Annotated in this window: 16 protein-coding genes and 1 tRNA gene; 4 read left to right on the forward strand and 13 right to left on the reverse strand. The window is 32.4% G+C overall.

From position 1 onward, the window contains the following. Window positions 1-6 precede the first annotated feature (6 nt). From uvrA to E7419_05510, 3 genes are all read right to left on the reverse strand, one after another. Entirely contained in the window at window positions 7-2,823 is a 2,817-nt protein-coding gene (uvrA, locus tag E7419_05500; protein MBE7014644.1) for an excinuclease ABC subunit UvrA, read from the reverse strand. A gap of 4 nt (window positions 2,824-2,827) precedes the next feature. Continuing rightward, entirely contained in the window at window positions 2,828-4,762 is a 1,935-nt protein-coding gene (gene uvrB / locus E7419_05505) for an excinuclease ABC subunit UvrB (GenBank protein ID MBE7014645.1), read from the reverse strand. Between the two features lie 115 nt (window positions 4,763-4,877). Continuing rightward, window positions 4,878-5,765 (reverse strand): radical SAM protein, encoded by an 888-nt coding sequence (locus E7419_05510; GenBank protein MBE7014646.1) that lies wholly within the window; start codon window positions 5,763-5,765, stop codon window positions 4,878-4,880. A gap of 154 nt (window positions 5,766-5,919) precedes the next feature. On the opposite strand from E7419_05510, the gene E7419_05515 reads away from it, so the two are divergent. The 3 genes from E7419_05515 to E7419_05525 are packed head-to-tail and all read left to right on the forward strand — an operon-like array spanning window position 5,920 to window position 8,871. Next, window positions 5,920-6,282, forward strand: coding sequence for a GntR family transcriptional regulator (locus E7419_05515; GenBank protein MBE7014647.1), 363 nt, complete (start codon window positions 5,920-5,922; stop codon window positions 6,280-6,282). Next, window positions 6,279-7,178, forward strand: coding sequence for an ABC transporter ATP-binding protein (locus E7419_05520; GenBank protein ID MBE7014648.1), 900 nt, complete (start codon window positions 6,279-6,281; stop codon window positions 7,176-7,178). The genes E7419_05515 and E7419_05520 overlap by 4 nt, the downstream gene beginning before the upstream one ends. Continuing rightward, a complete protein-coding gene (locus E7419_05525; GenBank protein ID MBE7014649.1) occupies window positions 7,153-8,871 on the forward strand; it encodes a hypothetical protein in 1,719 nt (572 codons plus the stop codon). The genes E7419_05520 and E7419_05525 overlap by 26 nt, the downstream gene beginning before the upstream one ends. Window positions 8,872-8,936: 65 nt before the next feature. Here the strand turns inward: E7419_05525 and E7419_05530 are convergent, their stop codons facing one another. The 7 genes from E7419_05530 to E7419_05560 all read right to left on the reverse strand — a co-directional run bounded on the left by E7419_05530 (window position 8,937) and on the right by E7419_05560 (window position 15,579). Then, on the reverse strand, window positions 8,937-9,530 hold the full coding sequence (locus E7419_05530) for a manganese catalase family protein (protein ID MBE7014650.1): 594 nt from the start codon (window positions 9,528-9,530) through the stop codon (window positions 8,937-8,939). Between the two features lie 21 nt (window positions 9,531-9,551). After that, window positions 9,552-9,809, reverse strand: a complete 258-nt coding sequence (locus E7419_05535) for a spore coat protein CotJB (GenBank protein ID MBE7014651.1) — start codon at window positions 9,807-9,809, stop codon at window positions 9,552-9,554. After that, the gene (locus tag E7419_05540; protein MBE7014652.1) at window positions 9,802-9,954 is read right to left on the reverse strand and encodes a spore coat associated protein CotJA; all 153 of its coding nucleotides are present in this window, start codon (window positions 9,952-9,954) and stop codon (window positions 9,802-9,804) included. Before E7419_05540 ends, E7419_05535 begins: the two co-directional genes overlap by 8 nt. A gap of 89 nt (window positions 9,955-10,043) precedes the next feature. Beyond that, window positions 10,044-10,610, reverse strand: a complete 567-nt coding sequence (locus E7419_05545; GenBank protein MBE7014653.1) for an indolepyruvate oxidoreductase subunit beta — start codon at window positions 10,608-10,610, stop codon at window positions 10,044-10,046. 1 nt (window position 10,611) lies between these two features. Further along, window positions 10,612-12,348, reverse strand: coding sequence for an indolepyruvate ferredoxin oxidoreductase subunit alpha (iorA, locus tag E7419_05550; protein ID MBE7014654.1), 1,737 nt, complete (start codon window positions 12,346-12,348; stop codon window positions 10,612-10,614). A 21-nt stretch (window positions 12,349-12,369) separates the two neighbouring features. Then, entirely contained in the window at window positions 12,370-14,007 is a 1,638-nt protein-coding gene (locus tag E7419_05555) for an acyl--CoA ligase (GenBank protein ID MBE7014655.1), read from the reverse strand. A gap of 36 nt (window positions 14,008-14,043) precedes the next feature. Further along, window positions 14,044-15,579 carry a sodium:solute symporter gene (locus E7419_05560; protein ID MBE7014656.1) on the reverse strand — a complete coding sequence of 512 codons (1,536 nt, stop codon included), beginning with the start codon at window positions 15,577-15,579 and terminating at the stop codon, window positions 14,044-14,046. 509 nt (window positions 15,580-16,088) lie between these two features. Between E7419_05560 and E7419_05565 the strand changes: the two genes are divergently transcribed. Next, a tRNA-Met gene (locus E7419_05565) sits at window positions 16,089-16,165 on the forward strand. A 217-nt stretch (window positions 16,166-16,382) separates the two neighbouring features. On the opposite strand, the gene spoVAE is transcribed toward E7419_05565, so the two are convergent. From spoVAE to E7419_05580, 3 genes are all read right to left on the reverse strand, one after another. Continuing rightward, window positions 16,383-16,739, reverse strand: a complete 357-nt coding sequence (gene spoVAE / locus E7419_05570; protein ID MBE7014657.1) for a stage V sporulation protein AE — start codon at window positions 16,737-16,739, stop codon at window positions 16,383-16,385. A gap of 8 nt (window positions 16,740-16,747) precedes the next feature. Next, a complete protein-coding gene (locus E7419_05575) occupies window positions 16,748-17,146 on the reverse strand; it encodes a hypothetical protein (GenBank protein MBE7014658.1) in 399 nt (132 codons plus the stop codon). A gap of 116 nt (window positions 17,147-17,262) precedes the next feature. Continuing rightward, window positions 17,263-17,553, reverse strand: coding sequence for a DUF4368 domain-containing protein (locus E7419_05580; protein ID MBE7014659.1), 291 nt, complete (start codon window positions 17,551-17,553; stop codon window positions 17,263-17,265). Between the last annotated feature and the right edge of the window lie 47 nt (window positions 17,554-17,600).

Consider the following 17,600-nt stretch of genomic DNA (forward strand, 5'->3'; position numbering starts at 1 on the left):
CCAGAACTAACCCAAGTATTTTTTTAAATATTTACCCGTATATGATTTTTTGTTTTTCGCTACCTCTTCAGGTGTTCCTGCCGCCACAATCTCTCCGCCTCTGTTACCGCCTTCAGGTCCTAAATCAACAATATAATCTGCTGTTTTGATAACATCAAGATTATGCTCAATAACAATTACTGTATTACCGTTATCGGCAAGTTTTTGTAATACATCGATAAGTTTTTTTACATCATCTGTATGAAGTCCTGTTGTTGGTTCATCAAGAACATAAATAGTCTTACCTGTAGGCTTTTTGGAAAGTTCTGTTGCAAGTTTGACTCTCTGCGCTTCTCCGCCCGATAGTGTAGTCGACGGTTGACCGAGTTTAATATAAGAAAGCCCTACATCTTTTAGCACTTGTAATTTTCTTTTGATTTTAGGTATGTTTTCAAAAAATTCTATACCTTCTTCAACAGTCATATCAAGAACTTCAAATATATTTTTATCCTTATATTTTATCTCTAAAGTTTCTCTGTTATATCTTTTACCTTTACATACATCACAGGTAATATTTACATCAGCAAGAAAATGCATTTCTATTGTAACAACACCATCGCCCTGACATGCTTCACATCTTCCGCCTTTAACATTAAAACTAAAACGGCTTGAATCATAACCTTTAAGTCTTGCCTCTAAGGTTGATGCAAACACTTCACGTATATCTGTAAATACGCCTGTATATGTCGCTGGATTGGAACGAGGCGTTCTTCCTATCGGTGATTGATCTATATTTATTATTTTATCAAGATTGGAAAGCCCTTTAATGTCTTTAAAATTTCCACCTCTTAAACGCGCACCATTTAATCTATGCGCCAGTTCTCTATATAAAATCTGATTTACGAGAGAACTTTTTCCAGAACCCGAAACACCTGTAACAGCACATAAACAGCCTAACGGAAATTTTACATTTATATTTTTCAAATTATTTTCTTTAGCACCTATAATTTCAAGATAGTTTCCGTTGCCTTTTCTTCTTTCTTTAGGAACATTTATTTTCTTCTTACCTGTAAGATATTTTCCTGTGATAGATTTAGTACACTTTGAAATCTCATCAACTGTTCCTGCTGCAACGATTTCTCCACCGTGAATACCTGCACCGGGACCAATATCAACAACATAATCTGCACTTCTTATAGTATCTTCGTCATGTTCAACAACAATAAGTGTATTACCTAAATCTCTTAATCTTTTTAAAGTTGCAAGTAACCTGTCATTATCACGCTGATGGAGCCCTATGCTTGGTTCGTCAAGAATATATAACACTCCCATAAGTGATGAGCCAATCTGGGTTGCAAGTCTTATTCTTTGTGCTTCTCCACCCGATAAAGTTCCTGCACTCCTTGATAAAGTAAGATATTCAAGACCTACATCTTTTAAGAAAAATAATCTTTCCTTAATTTCTTTTATGAGTAAATTTGCAATCTTCTGTTCCCTTTCTGACAATTCTAAATTTTCAAAAAATTCAAGAAGTTCTATAATAGTAAATTTAGTTATCTCTGCAATATTTTTACCATCTATTGTGACAGACAGAGCCTCAGGTTTAAGTCTTGCTCCTCCACACACATGGCAATCCGCCTTTGTCATCAAAGATTCAATATCATTTCTTATCCAGTTTGATTTGGTTTCTTTATATCTTCTTTCCAAATTATTGATTATTCCCTCAAAATCACCCATAAAAGAGCCGCCACCGTACTTCTTTTTATAGGTCATTTCAAATTTAGCACCGTTCGTACCATAAAGAATAATATCAATAATATTTTCCGGTAAATCTTTAATAGGTACATCCAAGGAAAAATTATACTTATTAGATAAACCATTAAGATACATCGCCATCATTGTATCGTCGCTTTTATAGTTACATCCGTTTGCGACAATACCACCATCTCTTATTGAAAGTTCCTTATTAAAAACATAGTTTTTATCGACTTTCATAAGATGCCCGAGCCCACCGCATTCAGGGCATGCGCCCATTGGATTGTTAAAAGAAAACATTCTCGGAGAAAGTTCTTCTATACTTATATTACAATCAGGGCATGCGTAATTTAAACTGTAACTATAGTCTTTATCTCCTATATTATGGATTATGACTACACCGTCTGATAAACTCGTTGCAGTTTCAACTGAATCGGTAAATCTCGCTTTAATTTCTTCTTTAACAACTAAACGGTCAACCACAATTTCTATATTATGTTTTTTGTTTCTGTCAAGTTTTATTTCTTCGGATAAATCATAAATATCTCCGTCAACCCTTACACGAACATAACCACTTTTTTTAGCATTTTCAAACACTTTTAGGTGCTCACCTTTTCTGCCTCTGACAACAGGTGCTAAAACAAGAATTTTACTTCCCATACCATAATTTAAAACTGCATCGGTAATCTGGTCGATTGTTTGCTGTTTGATTTCCTTTTTACAGTTAGGACAATGAGGAACACCTATTCTTGCATATAAAACTCTAAGATAATCGTATATCTCAGTAACAGTTCCAACTGTTGAACGAGGATTTCTGCCTGTTGTTTTCTGGTCAATTGATATTGCAGGAGAAAGCCCGTCTATTTTTTCAACATCAGGTTTTTCCATTTGCCCTAAAAACATACGTGCATAGGAAGACAGGGATTCTACATATCTTCTCTGCCCTTCGGCATATATTGTATCAAAAGCAAGAGAACTTTTTCCTGAACCTGAAAGTCCTGTAAAAACAACAAGTTTATCTCTTGGTATTTCTAAAGATACATTTTTTAAATTATGTTCTTTTGCTCCTTTTATTATAATTTTTTCCATAAAATCACCTTGTTAATTTGTTAATTTTATCTCTTAACATTGCCGCTTTTTCAAAATCGAGATTTTTAGCAGCCGCATACATCATTTCAGTTAATTCTTCAATAGTTGTATCAATATCTTTATCTTCAACTTTTTCTTCTTTTGTAGTTTTTGTTATTTCAATAATTTCTCTTATTGATTTTGAAACAGATTTTGGAGTAATATTATTTTCTTTGTTATACTCGTCTTGTATCTTTCTTCTTCTCTCGGTTTCCTTAATTGCATAATTCATTGAATCGGTTATTCTATCAGCATACATAATAACCTTTCCGTCAACATTTCTTGCAGCACGGCCTATGGTTTGTATCAAAGATGTATCAGAACGCAAGAAACCTTCTTTATCAGCGTCCAATATAGCAATTAACGATACCTCAGGTATATCAAGACCTTCACGAAGTAAATTTATACCAATTAAAACATCAAATTCTCCAAGTCTTAAATCACGGATAATTTCCATTCTTTCTATGGTATCAATATCCGAGTGAAGATACCTCACTTTTATACCTGCCTTAGTATAGAAGTCAGTTAAATCTTCTGCCATTCTTTTTGTAAGAGTTGTTATAAGAACACGGTTACCTTTATCTACAGTCTTTTTAATTTCCGACTGAAGATGGTCAATCTGTCCTTTAGTTTCTACAACTTCTATAACAGGATCTAAAAGTCCTGTAGGTCTTATTACCTGTTCAGCTGTTACTGAAGAAATATCTTTTTCAAGTTTACCGGGTGTTGCTGAAACAAACACTGCCTGATTAATTTTTCCCATAAATTCATCAAAATTAAGAGGTCTATTATCATAAGCGGACGGTAACCTGAAACCATACTGAACAAGTGAATCTTTTCTTGCTCTGTCTCCAGCATACATTCCTCTTACCTGAGGAAGAGTAACATGCGATTCATCAACAAACAGCAAAAAATCATCAGGAAAATAATCCATAAGTGTATATGGCGAACTTCCGGGTTCTCTTCCGCTTATATGTCTTGAATAGTTTTCAATACCCTGACAAAAACCAACCTGAGCAAGCATTTCCAAATCATAATTAGTCCTTTGTGCAATTCTTTGTGCTTCAAGAAGCATACCTTCCTGTTCAAAATATCTTATTCTCTCTTCAAGTTCTTTTTCTATTGATAAAATTGCCCTTTGCATTTTTTCTTTAGATGTAACATAATGAGATGCAGGGAAAATTGCCGCATGGGTTAATTCCCCTAATATTTCGCCTGTAAGAGGGTCAACAGATAAGATTTTTTCTATTTCATCTCCAAAAAAATCAACTCTTACAATATTTTCATTTGTATTTGTCGGAAAAATATCCAGAGTGTCACCTTTTACTCTGAATTTTCCTCTTGAAAAGTCAATATCATTTCTTTCATATTGAATTTCAACAAGTTTTTTTAAAATCTCATCTCTGTCTTTCACCATTCCAGGTCTTAAAGACACAACCAAGTCTGTATAATCTTCCGGGTCTCCCAATCCATATATGCAAGAAACGGAAGCAACAATAATAACATCTTTTCTTTCAAATAAAGATATAGTGGCAGAATGCCTTAATTTATCTATTTCATCATTTATTGAAGAATCTTTTTCAATATAGGTATCCGTATTAGCAATATACGCTTCAGGCTGGTAATAATCATAATAGGAAACAAAATATTCTACTGCATTTTCAGGAAAAAATTCTTTGAATTCACTGCAAAGTTGCCCTGCAAGAGTTTTGTTATGTGCAAGAACTAAAGTAGGTTTATTTACTTTTTCAATTATTTTTGCCATAGTATAAGTTTTGCCTGACCCTGTTACTCCAAGCAAGGTTTGAAACTTATTATTATCTTTTATGCTTTTTACCAAAGTATCAATAGCCTTGGGCTGATCTCCGCACGGAGAAAACTCTGATTTTAATTTAAACATATTTCTTTTCCTTTATTTTTTATAAATATTATAACCTATTATATTATAATAACACATTTTATTGCTCTTTACAATACAAAAAATTTACAAAAAAAGAACTGAAAAACAGTTCTTTTTAATCTTCATAAAAAAATTCAGGAATATATTCTTTTGTTGCCGACTCTGTTCCTTGTATATATACGTTTTTAATACCCTTATATTCTATGTATTCTATCATTGTTTCATAATGTTTAGGACTGAGATTTCTGTTAAGCCTTTTGACTTTACATACGTTGTCAGTCGGTGTATATTGACTCATAAGGCTTATATATATGTCATCTTTAAATGTATCATATAAATAATCAATAATTTTTTTCGAGTCAAACAAAAGATAAGGAAGCATAAGATGTCGCACTATTACACCTTTTGTCATTATTCCGTTTTTATCAAACAACGGACTCCCAACCTGTTTAACCATTTCACAAACAGCATCTTTTGCTATATTAAAATAGTTTTTTGCCGAAGAATATTCTATTGAATACTTATCAGAAAAATATTTCATATCGGGAATATAGATATCAATATATCCTTTAAGCATTTTTAACGTATCAACTTTTTCATATCCTCCTGAGTTATATACAATCGGAATAGTAAGGCCTTTACCTTTAGCGATATCAAGTGCCTTTATAATATCATATACAAAATGTGTGGGTGTAACCAGATTTATATTGTTAGCGCCTTTATATTGCAACTTTAAAAAAATATCCGATAGTTTTTCTACTGTTATATTATACCCTTTATTAAGTGTGCTGATGTCATAATTCTGACAAAATATGCATTTCATATTACACCCTGAAAAGAAAACAGTTCCGGAGCCTTTTTCTCCAGATATACATGGTTCTTCCCAAAAGTGCAAATCAGCACGGGCTATTTTTATATTATTCGAAAGTCCGCAAAAACCAAGTTCCCCTTTTTCCCTGTTAACTCGGCATTCTCTTGGACAAAGTATGCATCTTTTATACATATTTTATCTCCTGATACGATAAATGTTTTATAATTTTATTATATATACCTTTTTATATCTTTTCAATATTTTTAAAAAAATTATTGACAATTTTGTAATTTCATAGTATCATAACTGTATTAGTACACATAGTACAGTTGAAAGGAGGAAAGAAATGATAATAATTGACTATAAAGACAGTCGAAGTCTTCACGAACAAATTGAAGATGGTATAAAAAATCTTATAATAAACAATGCATTAAAAGAAAATGAACAACTTCCCTCTGTTCGTGAATTATCAGTGAGTCTGACTGTCAATCCCAACACTGTTCAGAAAGCATATAAGCAATTAGAAACAGAAGGTTATATTTATTCGGTTAAAGGTAAAGGAAATTTTGTTGCATCTTATTCCAATGCCAAAGACAGTAAAAAAATAAGCGAACTTTATAATAATTTACAGAATGTTTTAAAATCGCTTGTTTATTTAGGTGAAAGCGAAGAAAAGATATATAAATTCATAAAGGAGAATATTAAATGATAAAAGTATCAAATGTTTCAAAACACTATGATGATTTTCAAGTTTTAAATTCTATAAATCTTAATGTCAGAAAAGGAACGATTTACGGACTTGTAGGACCTAATGGTGCAGGTAAAACCACTATAATAAATCATATTAACGGTGTAATCAAACCTGAGTCAGGTACAATAACTGTAAATAATGAACCTGTATATGAAAACGAACAAATAAAACAACACATTTTAAACATTTCTGATGACTGGTTTTATTTTTCTACATACACTGTAAAACAGATGGCAAATTTTTATAAAGACCTCTACCCTTCTTTTAACAAAGAAAGATATGAAAAACTAAAGGAAATCTTTAAAATTGACGAAAAAAAGCAAATAAGAAAAATGTCTAAAGGTCAGATAAAACAAGTGGCATTCTGGCTTTCACTGTCTTGTATGCCTGATGTACTTATACTTGACGAGCCTCTTGACGGACTTGACCCTGTTATGAGAAAGCAGGTTTTAAACCTTGTAATATGCGATGTTGCCGACAGAGAATTAACCGTTCTTGTATCTTCTCATAACTTAAGAGAATTAGAAGATATATGTGATTGGGTTGGTATTATTCACAAAGGAGAAATAATAATAGAAAAACCGCTTGACGATATAAAAGGAAATGTATGTAAATATCAGATTTCATTTTCTTCAAATATGGAAGAAGAATTATCAAAAATAGAAGGCTTATTAAACATTTCTAAAACAGGTTCGGTTTATAATCTTATTATTAAAGGAAACAGTGAAGAAATACTAAGTAAATTAAAAGAAATGTCTCCGATACTTTTAGAAAGAATCAGTCTTACGTTAGAAGAAGTATTTATTTATGAACTTGGAGGTTTAGGTTATGACTTTAAAAACATCATTTTTTAATAAAGCAATATATAAATCAACTGTTAAAAGATATGCATGGGGTTCTTTTTTATACTTTATACTCCTCTTTATTTCTACTGCATTATCAGTGCTTTTAAATACAGAAAGAGATTTTTCCCGCATGCCTGAAAATTATTTTTCAGATTACCCTGTAATACTACATGGTCAATATATTACGTTTCCTGTTTTACTTGCAATTGTTGTTCCTACCATTGTGGCTCTTTTAATATTCAGATTTATACACTCTAAAAAGCAAGTAATATTCACACACAGTATTCCTGTGTCAAAAAAAGCAAACTACATATCATCAATTCTTGCAGGTTTTACTCTTATGTACCTTCCTGTTATATTGAACGGTTTAATACTAATTTTAATATCACAAACAGGATATTCATCATATTTTACAGTTAATAACTGTTTTACCTGGATAGGATATAATTTAATCGGGATATTTATGATGTTTTCAGTTGCAGTATTTTCAGCAACTATAACAGGAAACAGTTTTGCAACAATAGTTTTAAATATACTTATCCATTCTGTTTTATTTATAATTTATGCATCTTTTAACAGTATGGCTGATGTATTCCTATATGGTTATAATGGCGGAGCAGATGATATATTTCAGATACTGTTTGATAATAATTTTGCAGTTGTTGTTTATGGTTTTATGGATAAATATTTCAGAAGTGATATAACAACTATTAAGTATGTTATATACTCGGTTATTTCCCTTTCATTTTATGTTATATCATACTTTATATATAAATTAAGAAAACCTGAAACCGCATCGGATGTTGCAGGATTTAAATCCTTAAACAGTGTATTTAAATATCTTGTATCATTTTTAGTTACAATGTTTGGTTTTGCTATATTCTCGTCATATATTAAAAACAACATAATTGTATTCTTTATAATAATATTCTTTATAAGCCTGATAGCATACTTTGCATCTGAAATGGTTCTTAAAAAGACAATAAATGTTTTATATTCCTGGAAAGGATATTTGGGTTTTGTTTCTATTTTTATACTGATAGTTGTTATTTTTGGTCAAACATCTTTCTTTGGATATGAAACCAGAATTCCTGATAAAAATAACATAGAAAGTGCAACAATGTACAACTACTATCACAACATAAATGAGCCATTTACAACAAATCCTCAGATTATAGATTTGATAATTAAAACGCACGAGAACTTTATTAACGAAGATTTTCCGAAAATCAGGCAAACATCACTTTATCAGACACAGGACAATACTCGTCTGCATATAAAATACAATTTGAAAAACGGAAAAACATTAAACAGGATATATCCGATTTCAATGACAAATTGTATTGATATTATGAACAAACTGTATTCTTACGAAGATTTCAAAAAATTAAGTGAAGTTATATTTACAGATGACAGTCTTATTAACAGTCTGCACTTAAATCATGAAACTCTTATAAAAGAACCTTATGAACTTTTAAGTATTATTAGAGAAGATGTTCTTAATATGAATTATGAAAAACTGCACGGATTCAGATACACAAATGACGAATACAGTCTGCGCATAGAATTAAGAGAAAAACAGCCAATTGTTATAAAAGGTATTCCTCAGGCAACAGCTACAAGAAGAGAGTATATGAATATTACAAAAGATTTTGTAAAAACAATAAAATGGCTTACTGAAAAAGGATATTTAAAACAATAGTTTAAATACAAAAACCCCGAAATACATCTGTATTTCGGGGTTTTAAAATCAAAAGCCTTTAATAATTAACATTGCTTTATTCCGCAACCAATAATTTTTTTTGCTTTGATATCTTCCTGAATTTTATTTAAACATTCACCGAATCTCTGGAAATGAACAACTTCTCTTTCTCTTAAAAATTTGATAACTTTTGTTACATCAGGATTGTCGCACATTTTCAGAATATTATCATAAGTTACTCTTGCTTTTTGTTCTGCTGCCAAATCTTCAACTAAATCTGCAATAGGGTCACCTTTAACACCGATATATTCTGCTTTCCAAGGATTACCTGATGCTGCTGCAGGATAAACACCTTTGGCATGATCTATATAATAAGGAGCCATTGGACTATTTTCAATTTCGCCGGTTGTCGCATTCTTGGTTAACTGATGGATTAAAGTTGCGACCATCTCTAAATGCGCCAGTTCTTCTGTTCCGATATCAGTTAAAAGTGCTTTTGCCATATCATCTTTCATTGAGTACCTTTGAGATAAATATCTCATTGATGCTCCTAATTCTCCGTCCGGACCGCCATATTGGCTTACTATAAATGCCGCAAGTTTAGGGTCAGGATTTTTAATATTGATTGGTATTTGTAATTTTTTTTGATATTCCCACATAAACTAACTTCCCCTTTCCTTTTAGCAATTTTCCCATGGCCATGGACCTTTGATCCATTCCCATGCTTCTGTATTATTATTTGCAGACGGAGTTAAAGGTCCGAATAATTTTTCATAATCATATTTTAATTGTTTTGCTTTTTTTTCGTATATATTAAACATTTCCAATGCTTCTTTTGAGCACGGATGAGTATCTAAATAAAGATTAAGTTCTTTTAAAACAAAATCTACTTGTTTTATTTCTTTTAAAAGTTTGCATTTAGAAACTATTTCAACCATTACATTTATCCTCCTTAACACCGTTTAAATATTCGCACATGCTAAGGCTTAGTTCAGGAAATAAAGTCCCGCATTCCAATGCTTTTTCAGGAGTAAAAGTATTAAATGTTGTTTGTGGCGGCACATATGCATATCCCACAAGCATATTTATATTATTCATTATATATCCTCCTAAAAGATAAAAGCAGACAGATTATACTGTCTGCTATATTTTATGAATAATATTTAGAAGTGTTAATTATTATATCCAAGTTCAAAGGCTTTAAGATTCACGTCCAAAAACTTTTCAGGAACTGTTTTTTTAATTATTTCAATCCACTTTTCATAAGGGATATCAGTGCTTTTTGCCATAACACCAATCAAAACAACATTAACTGCTTTCATATTTCCTGCTTGCTTTGCAAGGTTAAGTGCATCTATAGGAAGAGTATTTACCTTTTCAGATAATTTTTCTACTATATTTTCAGGATATGAAGCCATACCTGTTATAACAGGCATCGGGTCAATTGACTGAGTATTAACTATTATTTTGCCACCCTTTTTCAGATATGGTAATGCTCTTAGCGCTTCCAAAAGTTCAAATGCAAGAATAATATCTGCTTCTCCTCTGTCAATAATCGGAGAATAAACTTTATCGCCGTATTTAACATAAGTTACAACACTTCCGCCTCTTTGGCTCATACCATGAACTTCAGAAACTTTAACATCATATCCTTCTTCAATAACTGTATTCCCTAAAATTCTGCTGGCAAGTAAAGTTCCCTGACCTCCAACACCAACAATCATAATATTCTTAGTCATATTAGTTATCCTCCTTTTCTATAGCACCGAAAGGACAAACGTTAACGCATAATCCACAACCATTACATTGTGAAACATCAATAACCACTTTTCCCTCTTTTATTGTTATAGCAGGACATCCTAATTTCATACACATTTTACAGTCTTTACACTTGTCAGTGATTTTACAATGACCTGTATATTTAACAGTTTTAAGAAGCGCACAAGGTCTTTGGGATATAATTACCGAAGGTTCATCTTTTGCAATTTCTTCTTTAACTGTTTTTTCAAACTCTTTAACATCAAAAGGATCACAAACTCTGATACTTTCAATACCGATTGACTTACAAAGAGCAACTAAATTAACTTGTTTAGTTTCTTCGCCGCGTATTGTGTAACCTGTTGTCGGATTGTTCTGATGACCTGTCATACCTGTTATCGAGTTATCTAAAATTATAACCGTATTGTTCCCTTTATTATATACAATATCAACAAGACCTGTTATACCTGAATGCATAAATGTTGAGTCACCAATAACTGATACAAGTTTTTTATTAAATTCTTCTCCTCTTGCTTTAGCCATTCCATGAGCAGCACTTACAGAAGCACCCATACAGATAGTTGTATCAACTGACTGCAATGGAACAGTCGCTCCGAGTGTATAACAACCTATATCGCCTGAAACAGTAAGTCCTAACTTTTTAAGAACATAAAATGCTCCTCTGTGAGGACATCCTGCACACATAACAGGAGGTCTTACAGGAATCATTTCATCAATTGTTTCATATTCTGCCGCCATCTCACCTAAAACTGCTTTTTTAATCATCGCAGGAGTATATTCTCCTAATAAAGTAAGTAAATCTTTACCGTAAACTTCAAGTCCTAATGATTTGCAATAATCTTCTATTACAGGGTCTAATTCTTCAATAACAAATACTTTATCATATTTTTTTGCAAATTCTTTTATCTTCTTTTCAGGAAGCGGATAAACCATACCAAGTTTTAAATAGTCAACTTTATCGCCTAATGCTTCTTTAGCATACATATATGCTATACCTGAAGAAATAACACCGATATTTGAATTATTGGTTTCAACTTTATTTAAATCAGAAGTTTCAGCATATTCTTTTAATTTTTCTATTCTTTCTTCAACAACAACATGCCTTTTTATAGCATTACCCGGCATCATAACATATTTGGCAATATTCTTTTCATAAGGTTTTAGTGCTACATCTTCTCTATCACATATTTCAACCATACTTTGTGAGTGAGAAACTCTTGTTGAAAGGCGGATAAAAACAGGCGTATCCATTTCTTCAGATAATGAAAAAGCCATTTTAGTATACTCTTTGCATTCCGAAGAATCAGCAGGTTCTAACATAACAATTTTAGAGGCTTTGGCATAATGCCTTGAATCCTGTTCATTCTGAGAAGAATGCATACCAGGATCATCTGCAACACAAAAAACAAGTCCGCCGTTAACACCTGTATAACTTACTGTAAAAACAGGGTCTGCCATAACATTAAGACCAACGTGCTTCATACAACTCATTGCTCTTGCGCCACCAATAGAAGCACCGATTGCAACTTCCGCAGCAACCTTTTCATTAGGTGACCATTCTGCATATATTTCATCAAATTTAACTATTTCTTCAGTTATTTCTGTACTTGGAGTACCGGGATATGAAGCAACAACATTTACACCTGCTTCATAGGCACCTCTGGCAACCGCAGCGTTACCAAGTAATAATTTCTTCATTTTTAGTTATTCCTTTCAGTTTTATTTTATTTCATTTTGTTTTGCGACTACACTTTCGCCGCAATAGATTTCTCTTAATTTTGGTTTTTCTATTTTACCTGTCGGATTTCTTGGAACGTCTGCAAAAATGATTTTATGAGGTCGTTTATATCTTGGAAGATCAAGACAAAAATCTGTAATTTCCTCTTCAGTTATTGAAATTCCATCTTTTGCCTGGATAATTGCAGCCGCAATTTCTCCAAGTCTTGAATCAGGAAGACCTATTACAGCAACATCACTGATTTTTTCATATTTTCTTAAATAATCTTCTATTTGTACAGGATATATATTTTCTCCTCCCGAAATAATAACATCTTTCTTTCGGTCAACAAGGTAAATGAAACCATCTTCATCTTCCTGAGCCATATCCCCTGTATATAGCCATCCGTCTTTTAAGACTTCGTTTGTAGCATTTTCATCTTTGTAATATGCTGTCATAACACCAGGACCTTTAACAGCAAGTTCGCCCACTTCGCCTTTTTTTACTTCGTTTTTATATTCATCAACAATTTTAGTTTGCCATCCGAATCCTGCCTTGCCTATTGCTCCGACCTTATGCTCATTTTCGATACCAAGATGAACACAGCCCGGACCTATAGATTCTGACAGTCCATAGTTTGTATCATAAGAATGATTTGGAAAATATGTTTTCCATCTTTTAATAAGACTCGGAGGAACTGGTTGAGCACCTATATGCATAAGTCTCCACTGCGATAGTTCGTAATCAGATAATTTCAAGTCGCCTCGTTCAATTGCATCTAAAATATCCTGAGCCCATGGAACAAGCAACCATACGATTGTACAATGTTCTTCAGAAACTGATTTCAAAATCCATTCAGGTTTTATACCTTTTAAAATTACTGCTTTTCCTCCTACCAAGAAACTGCCAAACCAGTGCATTTTAGCGCCTGTATGGTATAAAGGAGGAATACATAAAAATACATCATCTTTTGTCTGCATATGATGGTTTTGTTCAGTCATTGCAGAATGTGTTAAACTTCTGTGTTTATGTATTATAGCTTTTGGAAATCCGGTTGTGCCTGAAGAAAAGTAAATTGCTGCATTATCATCATCTGTAAGTTTAATATCTGGATTTATTTCTGAAAAATATGTTGTCAACTTGTCATAACTTTCAGCAAATGTAGGACAATCTTCTCCGTGATATAACCATATTTTTATTTTTTTAACCTTATGGCATATTTCTTCAACACGCCCCGTAAATTCAGGTCCGAACACTAAAACATCAACGTCTGCAAGGTCAAGACAATATTTGATTTCATCAGCCGTATATCTGTAATTAAGAGGAACTGCCATAGCGCCTGCTTTTAAAACGCCAAAATATATTGGAAGCCATTCAAGACAATTCATAAGTAAAATTGCAACTTTATCCCCTTTTTTTATACCTCTTGAAAGAAGGAGATTAGCAAATCTGTTTGATTTTTTATTAAATTCACTCCATGTAATTTCTTTACGGTATGCTTCAAAAGGATTGGCTTCAATAAGTGAATATTCCCTCCAGGTCATACGGGTTTGGTTTTCTAATTTTGGATTTATTTCTACCAAACTGACATCATTCGGATAGAAATCTGCATTTTTTTGTAAAATATCGGTTATAGGCATTTTATATTTTCCTTTCAAAAATACTATATATTAAAACTATTTTCCTAAAGACTCTTTAGTATGAACAACTACTTCTTCTTCGTAACAAGAAAACATTTCATTCGTTTTTTGAGTATTAAGTTTAGGTGTAAATAAACTGATAACAGGAACAAGAATAAGTCCTCCAAGCATTGCAATAACACCACAGTTTATCGGAGATTGCAAAAGTGTTGGGAAATATGGTCTTATTAGCATATTGAGCATCATTATACCTGCACCGAAAATAAAACTTATCCAAACTGATATTTTTGTAGTTTTTTTCCAGTACAATCCATATAAGAACGGAGCAAGAAATGCACCTGCTAATGCGCCCCAAGATATTCCCATCATATCTGCTATATAACTTAATTTGTCTTTATTAAGAGCAATTACTGCTGAAATTACAATAAATACAACAATAAAAATTCGCATAATAAAAATTTGTTTCTTTTCACTCATATTTTTAATAATATGACCTTTTAACATATCAAGTGTAAGTGTAGAACTTGAAGTTAGAACAAGTGATGATAATGTTGACATTGAAGCAGAAAGTACAAGAACAATTACAATCGCAATAAGCAAATCCGGTAATGTTTCAAGCATTTTAGGAATAATTGCATCATATGAACCTTCAGGTATGCCATTTATTATATTAAATTTATCTGTAAACAGTCTTCCGAAACCACCAAGGAAATAACAACCACCTGCAACAATTACAGCAAACAAAGTTGAAATTATTGTACCTTTATTGATATCATTTTCGCTTTTAATTGCATAAAATTTCTGGACCATCTGAGGAAGTCCCCATGTTCCAAGAGATGTTAATATAACAACAAATAAAAGCCCCAGTGGATCAGGTCCGAAAAATGAATTATACACGCCCGGTATATCGCTTTCGATTTGTGCAAGACCATTTAACGACTCTATAAAACCACCATTTGAAGAAAGTACTGCACCAATTACAGCAACTATTCCTATAAGCATTATAATGCCTTGTATAAAATCATTAATAGCAGTTGCCATATATCCTCCTGCTATAACATATATACCTGTAAGAACAGCCATAATGACAACACAAACTGAATAATCAACGCCATTAAATGCCATTTCAAACAGTCTTGACAGACCATTATATAATGAAGCAGTATATGGAATTAAAAATATAAATACTATTATTGAAGCAGCTATTTTTAATGATGGACTTAAATATCTTTTTCCAAAAAATTCAGGCATTGTAGCACTGCCAAGATGCTGAGTCATAAGTCTGGTTCTTCTTCCTAATACAATCCACGCAAGAAGAGAACCTAAAACAGCATTACCAATACCAATCCATGTCGATGCTATGCCAAACTTCCATCCAAACTGACCTGCGTAACCAACAAATATTACGGCAGAAAAATATGATGTTCCGTATGCAAAAGCAGTAAGCCAAGGACCGACTGAACGGCCACCAAGTACAAAACCGTTAACATCTGTTGAGTTTTTTCTGCAATATAGCCCAACACCGATCATAAAAGCAAAAAAAACAACCAGCAATAAAATCTTGATTAACATTTTAATACCCCTTTTCTTTTTTACGGGCGGATAATAAAAAAACGCCCTCCAATTTAAAATTTTGTGAGGACGAGATATTCCCGTGGTACCACCTCTGTTCATCAGAATCTCACAATTCTGACCTTAACAGGTAAATTATACCTTTGCTCTGTAACGGGAGCACCCGACACAGCCTACTAAGATAACTTTTCGGTGTGCGGCTAACAAAATGTATTCTGTACTACTCTACTTATTATCTTTCACCAACCGATAACTCTCTGGAAGTTTTAATAATACATACTTTTTTCTGCTCAAACGCCTTTACAGATTATATTTTACTACAGTAAAGTACCTAAGTCAAGTTTTTTTTGCATAATTCTTCATTTAAGATTATTATTATTTTTTAAAACTCTGTAATAAATTGATTAATAAATGTGTATAATATTAACAAGTATAAATAATATATTTTTTTAAAAATAAATCTTGACAAAGTCCATTTAATATGATATATTAATTTAGTAATATGTTGACGCGGAGTGGAGCAGCATGGTAGCTCGTCGGGCTCATAATCCGAAGGTCGTTGGTTCAAATCCAGCCTCCGCAACCAGAAAAAAGCATCAATCTTGATACAAGATTGATGCTTTTTTCATCTAAATCCGTCTTGCGACGAAATAAATCTGCTTACGCAGGTGAAATCACTTTGCGATGAAATCCGACTTTGTCGGGATATAAAGACAGATTTGATTTCATAAAAAACTTGTTTGGATTTCATAGTGAACAAAGTGAACGATTTCATTAAAATAACGGTATTTAAACCGTTTTTTCTACTTTTTCTCCTTAGTTTTAAAAATTAGAGAAACTAAAAAACCAAAAAATATTGCTGCCGTTATTCCTCCACTTGTTGCAGTAAGTCCTCCGGTAAAAGCGCCTAATAAACCTTTTGTATCAATGCCCTCAATAACGCCCTTTCCAAGTGAATAACCAAATCCTGTAAGCGGAACAGTTGCACCACAACCTGCAAGTTCGACTAAAGGTTGATATAATCCAAGAACAGTTAAAACAGTCCCTGATACAACATATATAACGAGTATTCTTGCAGGTGTTAATTTTGTTAAATCAATGAGAAGTTGACCTACTACACAAAACAATCCTCCAATTACAAATGCCCAAAAATAATTCATATTAACACCTACCCTCTTTGAATTTCTACAAGATGTGCAATTCCCGGGATACTTTCACCTTGTTGTGTTGTTGTTGTACTCATCAAGGCTCCTGTAGCCATAAATAAAACATTTTTATATTTTCCGTTTATGATTTCTCCTAATATATAACTCGTAAGAACACTTGCAGAACATCCGCATCCGCTTCCACCTGAATGAACATCTTGTCTTTTAAGATCATATATCATAAGCCCACAATCATTTAACTTATTTGTTACATATCCGTTATTCTTAAGAATATCTTTTAACATTTCAAGTCCCAATGACCCTAAATCACCTGTTACAATTAAATCATATTTGTTTAAATCTTCTTTTGTATCTTCTAAAAAAGTAATTAGGGTATCTGCTGCAGCAGGGGAAAATGTCAAGGGTACACCATAATTTTTTTATTTTTGTTTATTTTATATAATTTAAAGTTCATTTTTATGTGTAAATTTACATAGCAAGACTCCTGCATTTCATTATACCTGCAGGAGCCTTTTGTTTAAGCGGTCTTAATAACTTCCTTATTCATTTCAATATATTCCACAGCATCTTTATAGGCATCATCAAATTTGAATTTTACTGTGATGTTGCCGCCTTCGTGAATCAGAATTACATCAATCAATTCAAGCAAAAGACCTCTTGTAAGTTTTTTAATCTTACCGAACTTTTTAAAATGACCTATGAATTCATTTTCTTCGCTTACGCCTTCTTCGTAACTCCTTGCAGTTTCGGTAAGACTTTCAATCATTTTATCAAGATTTTCTATTTTTTCTGAAATATCCTGCTTCAATATCAGATATTCCTCCTGACTGATATGACCATTCTTCCAGTCAGGAT

The sequence above is a fragment of the Oscillospiraceae bacterium genome, from assembly GCA_015068525.1.
Classification (GTDB): Bacteria; Bacillota; Clostridia; order UMGS1840; family HGM11507; genus SIG450.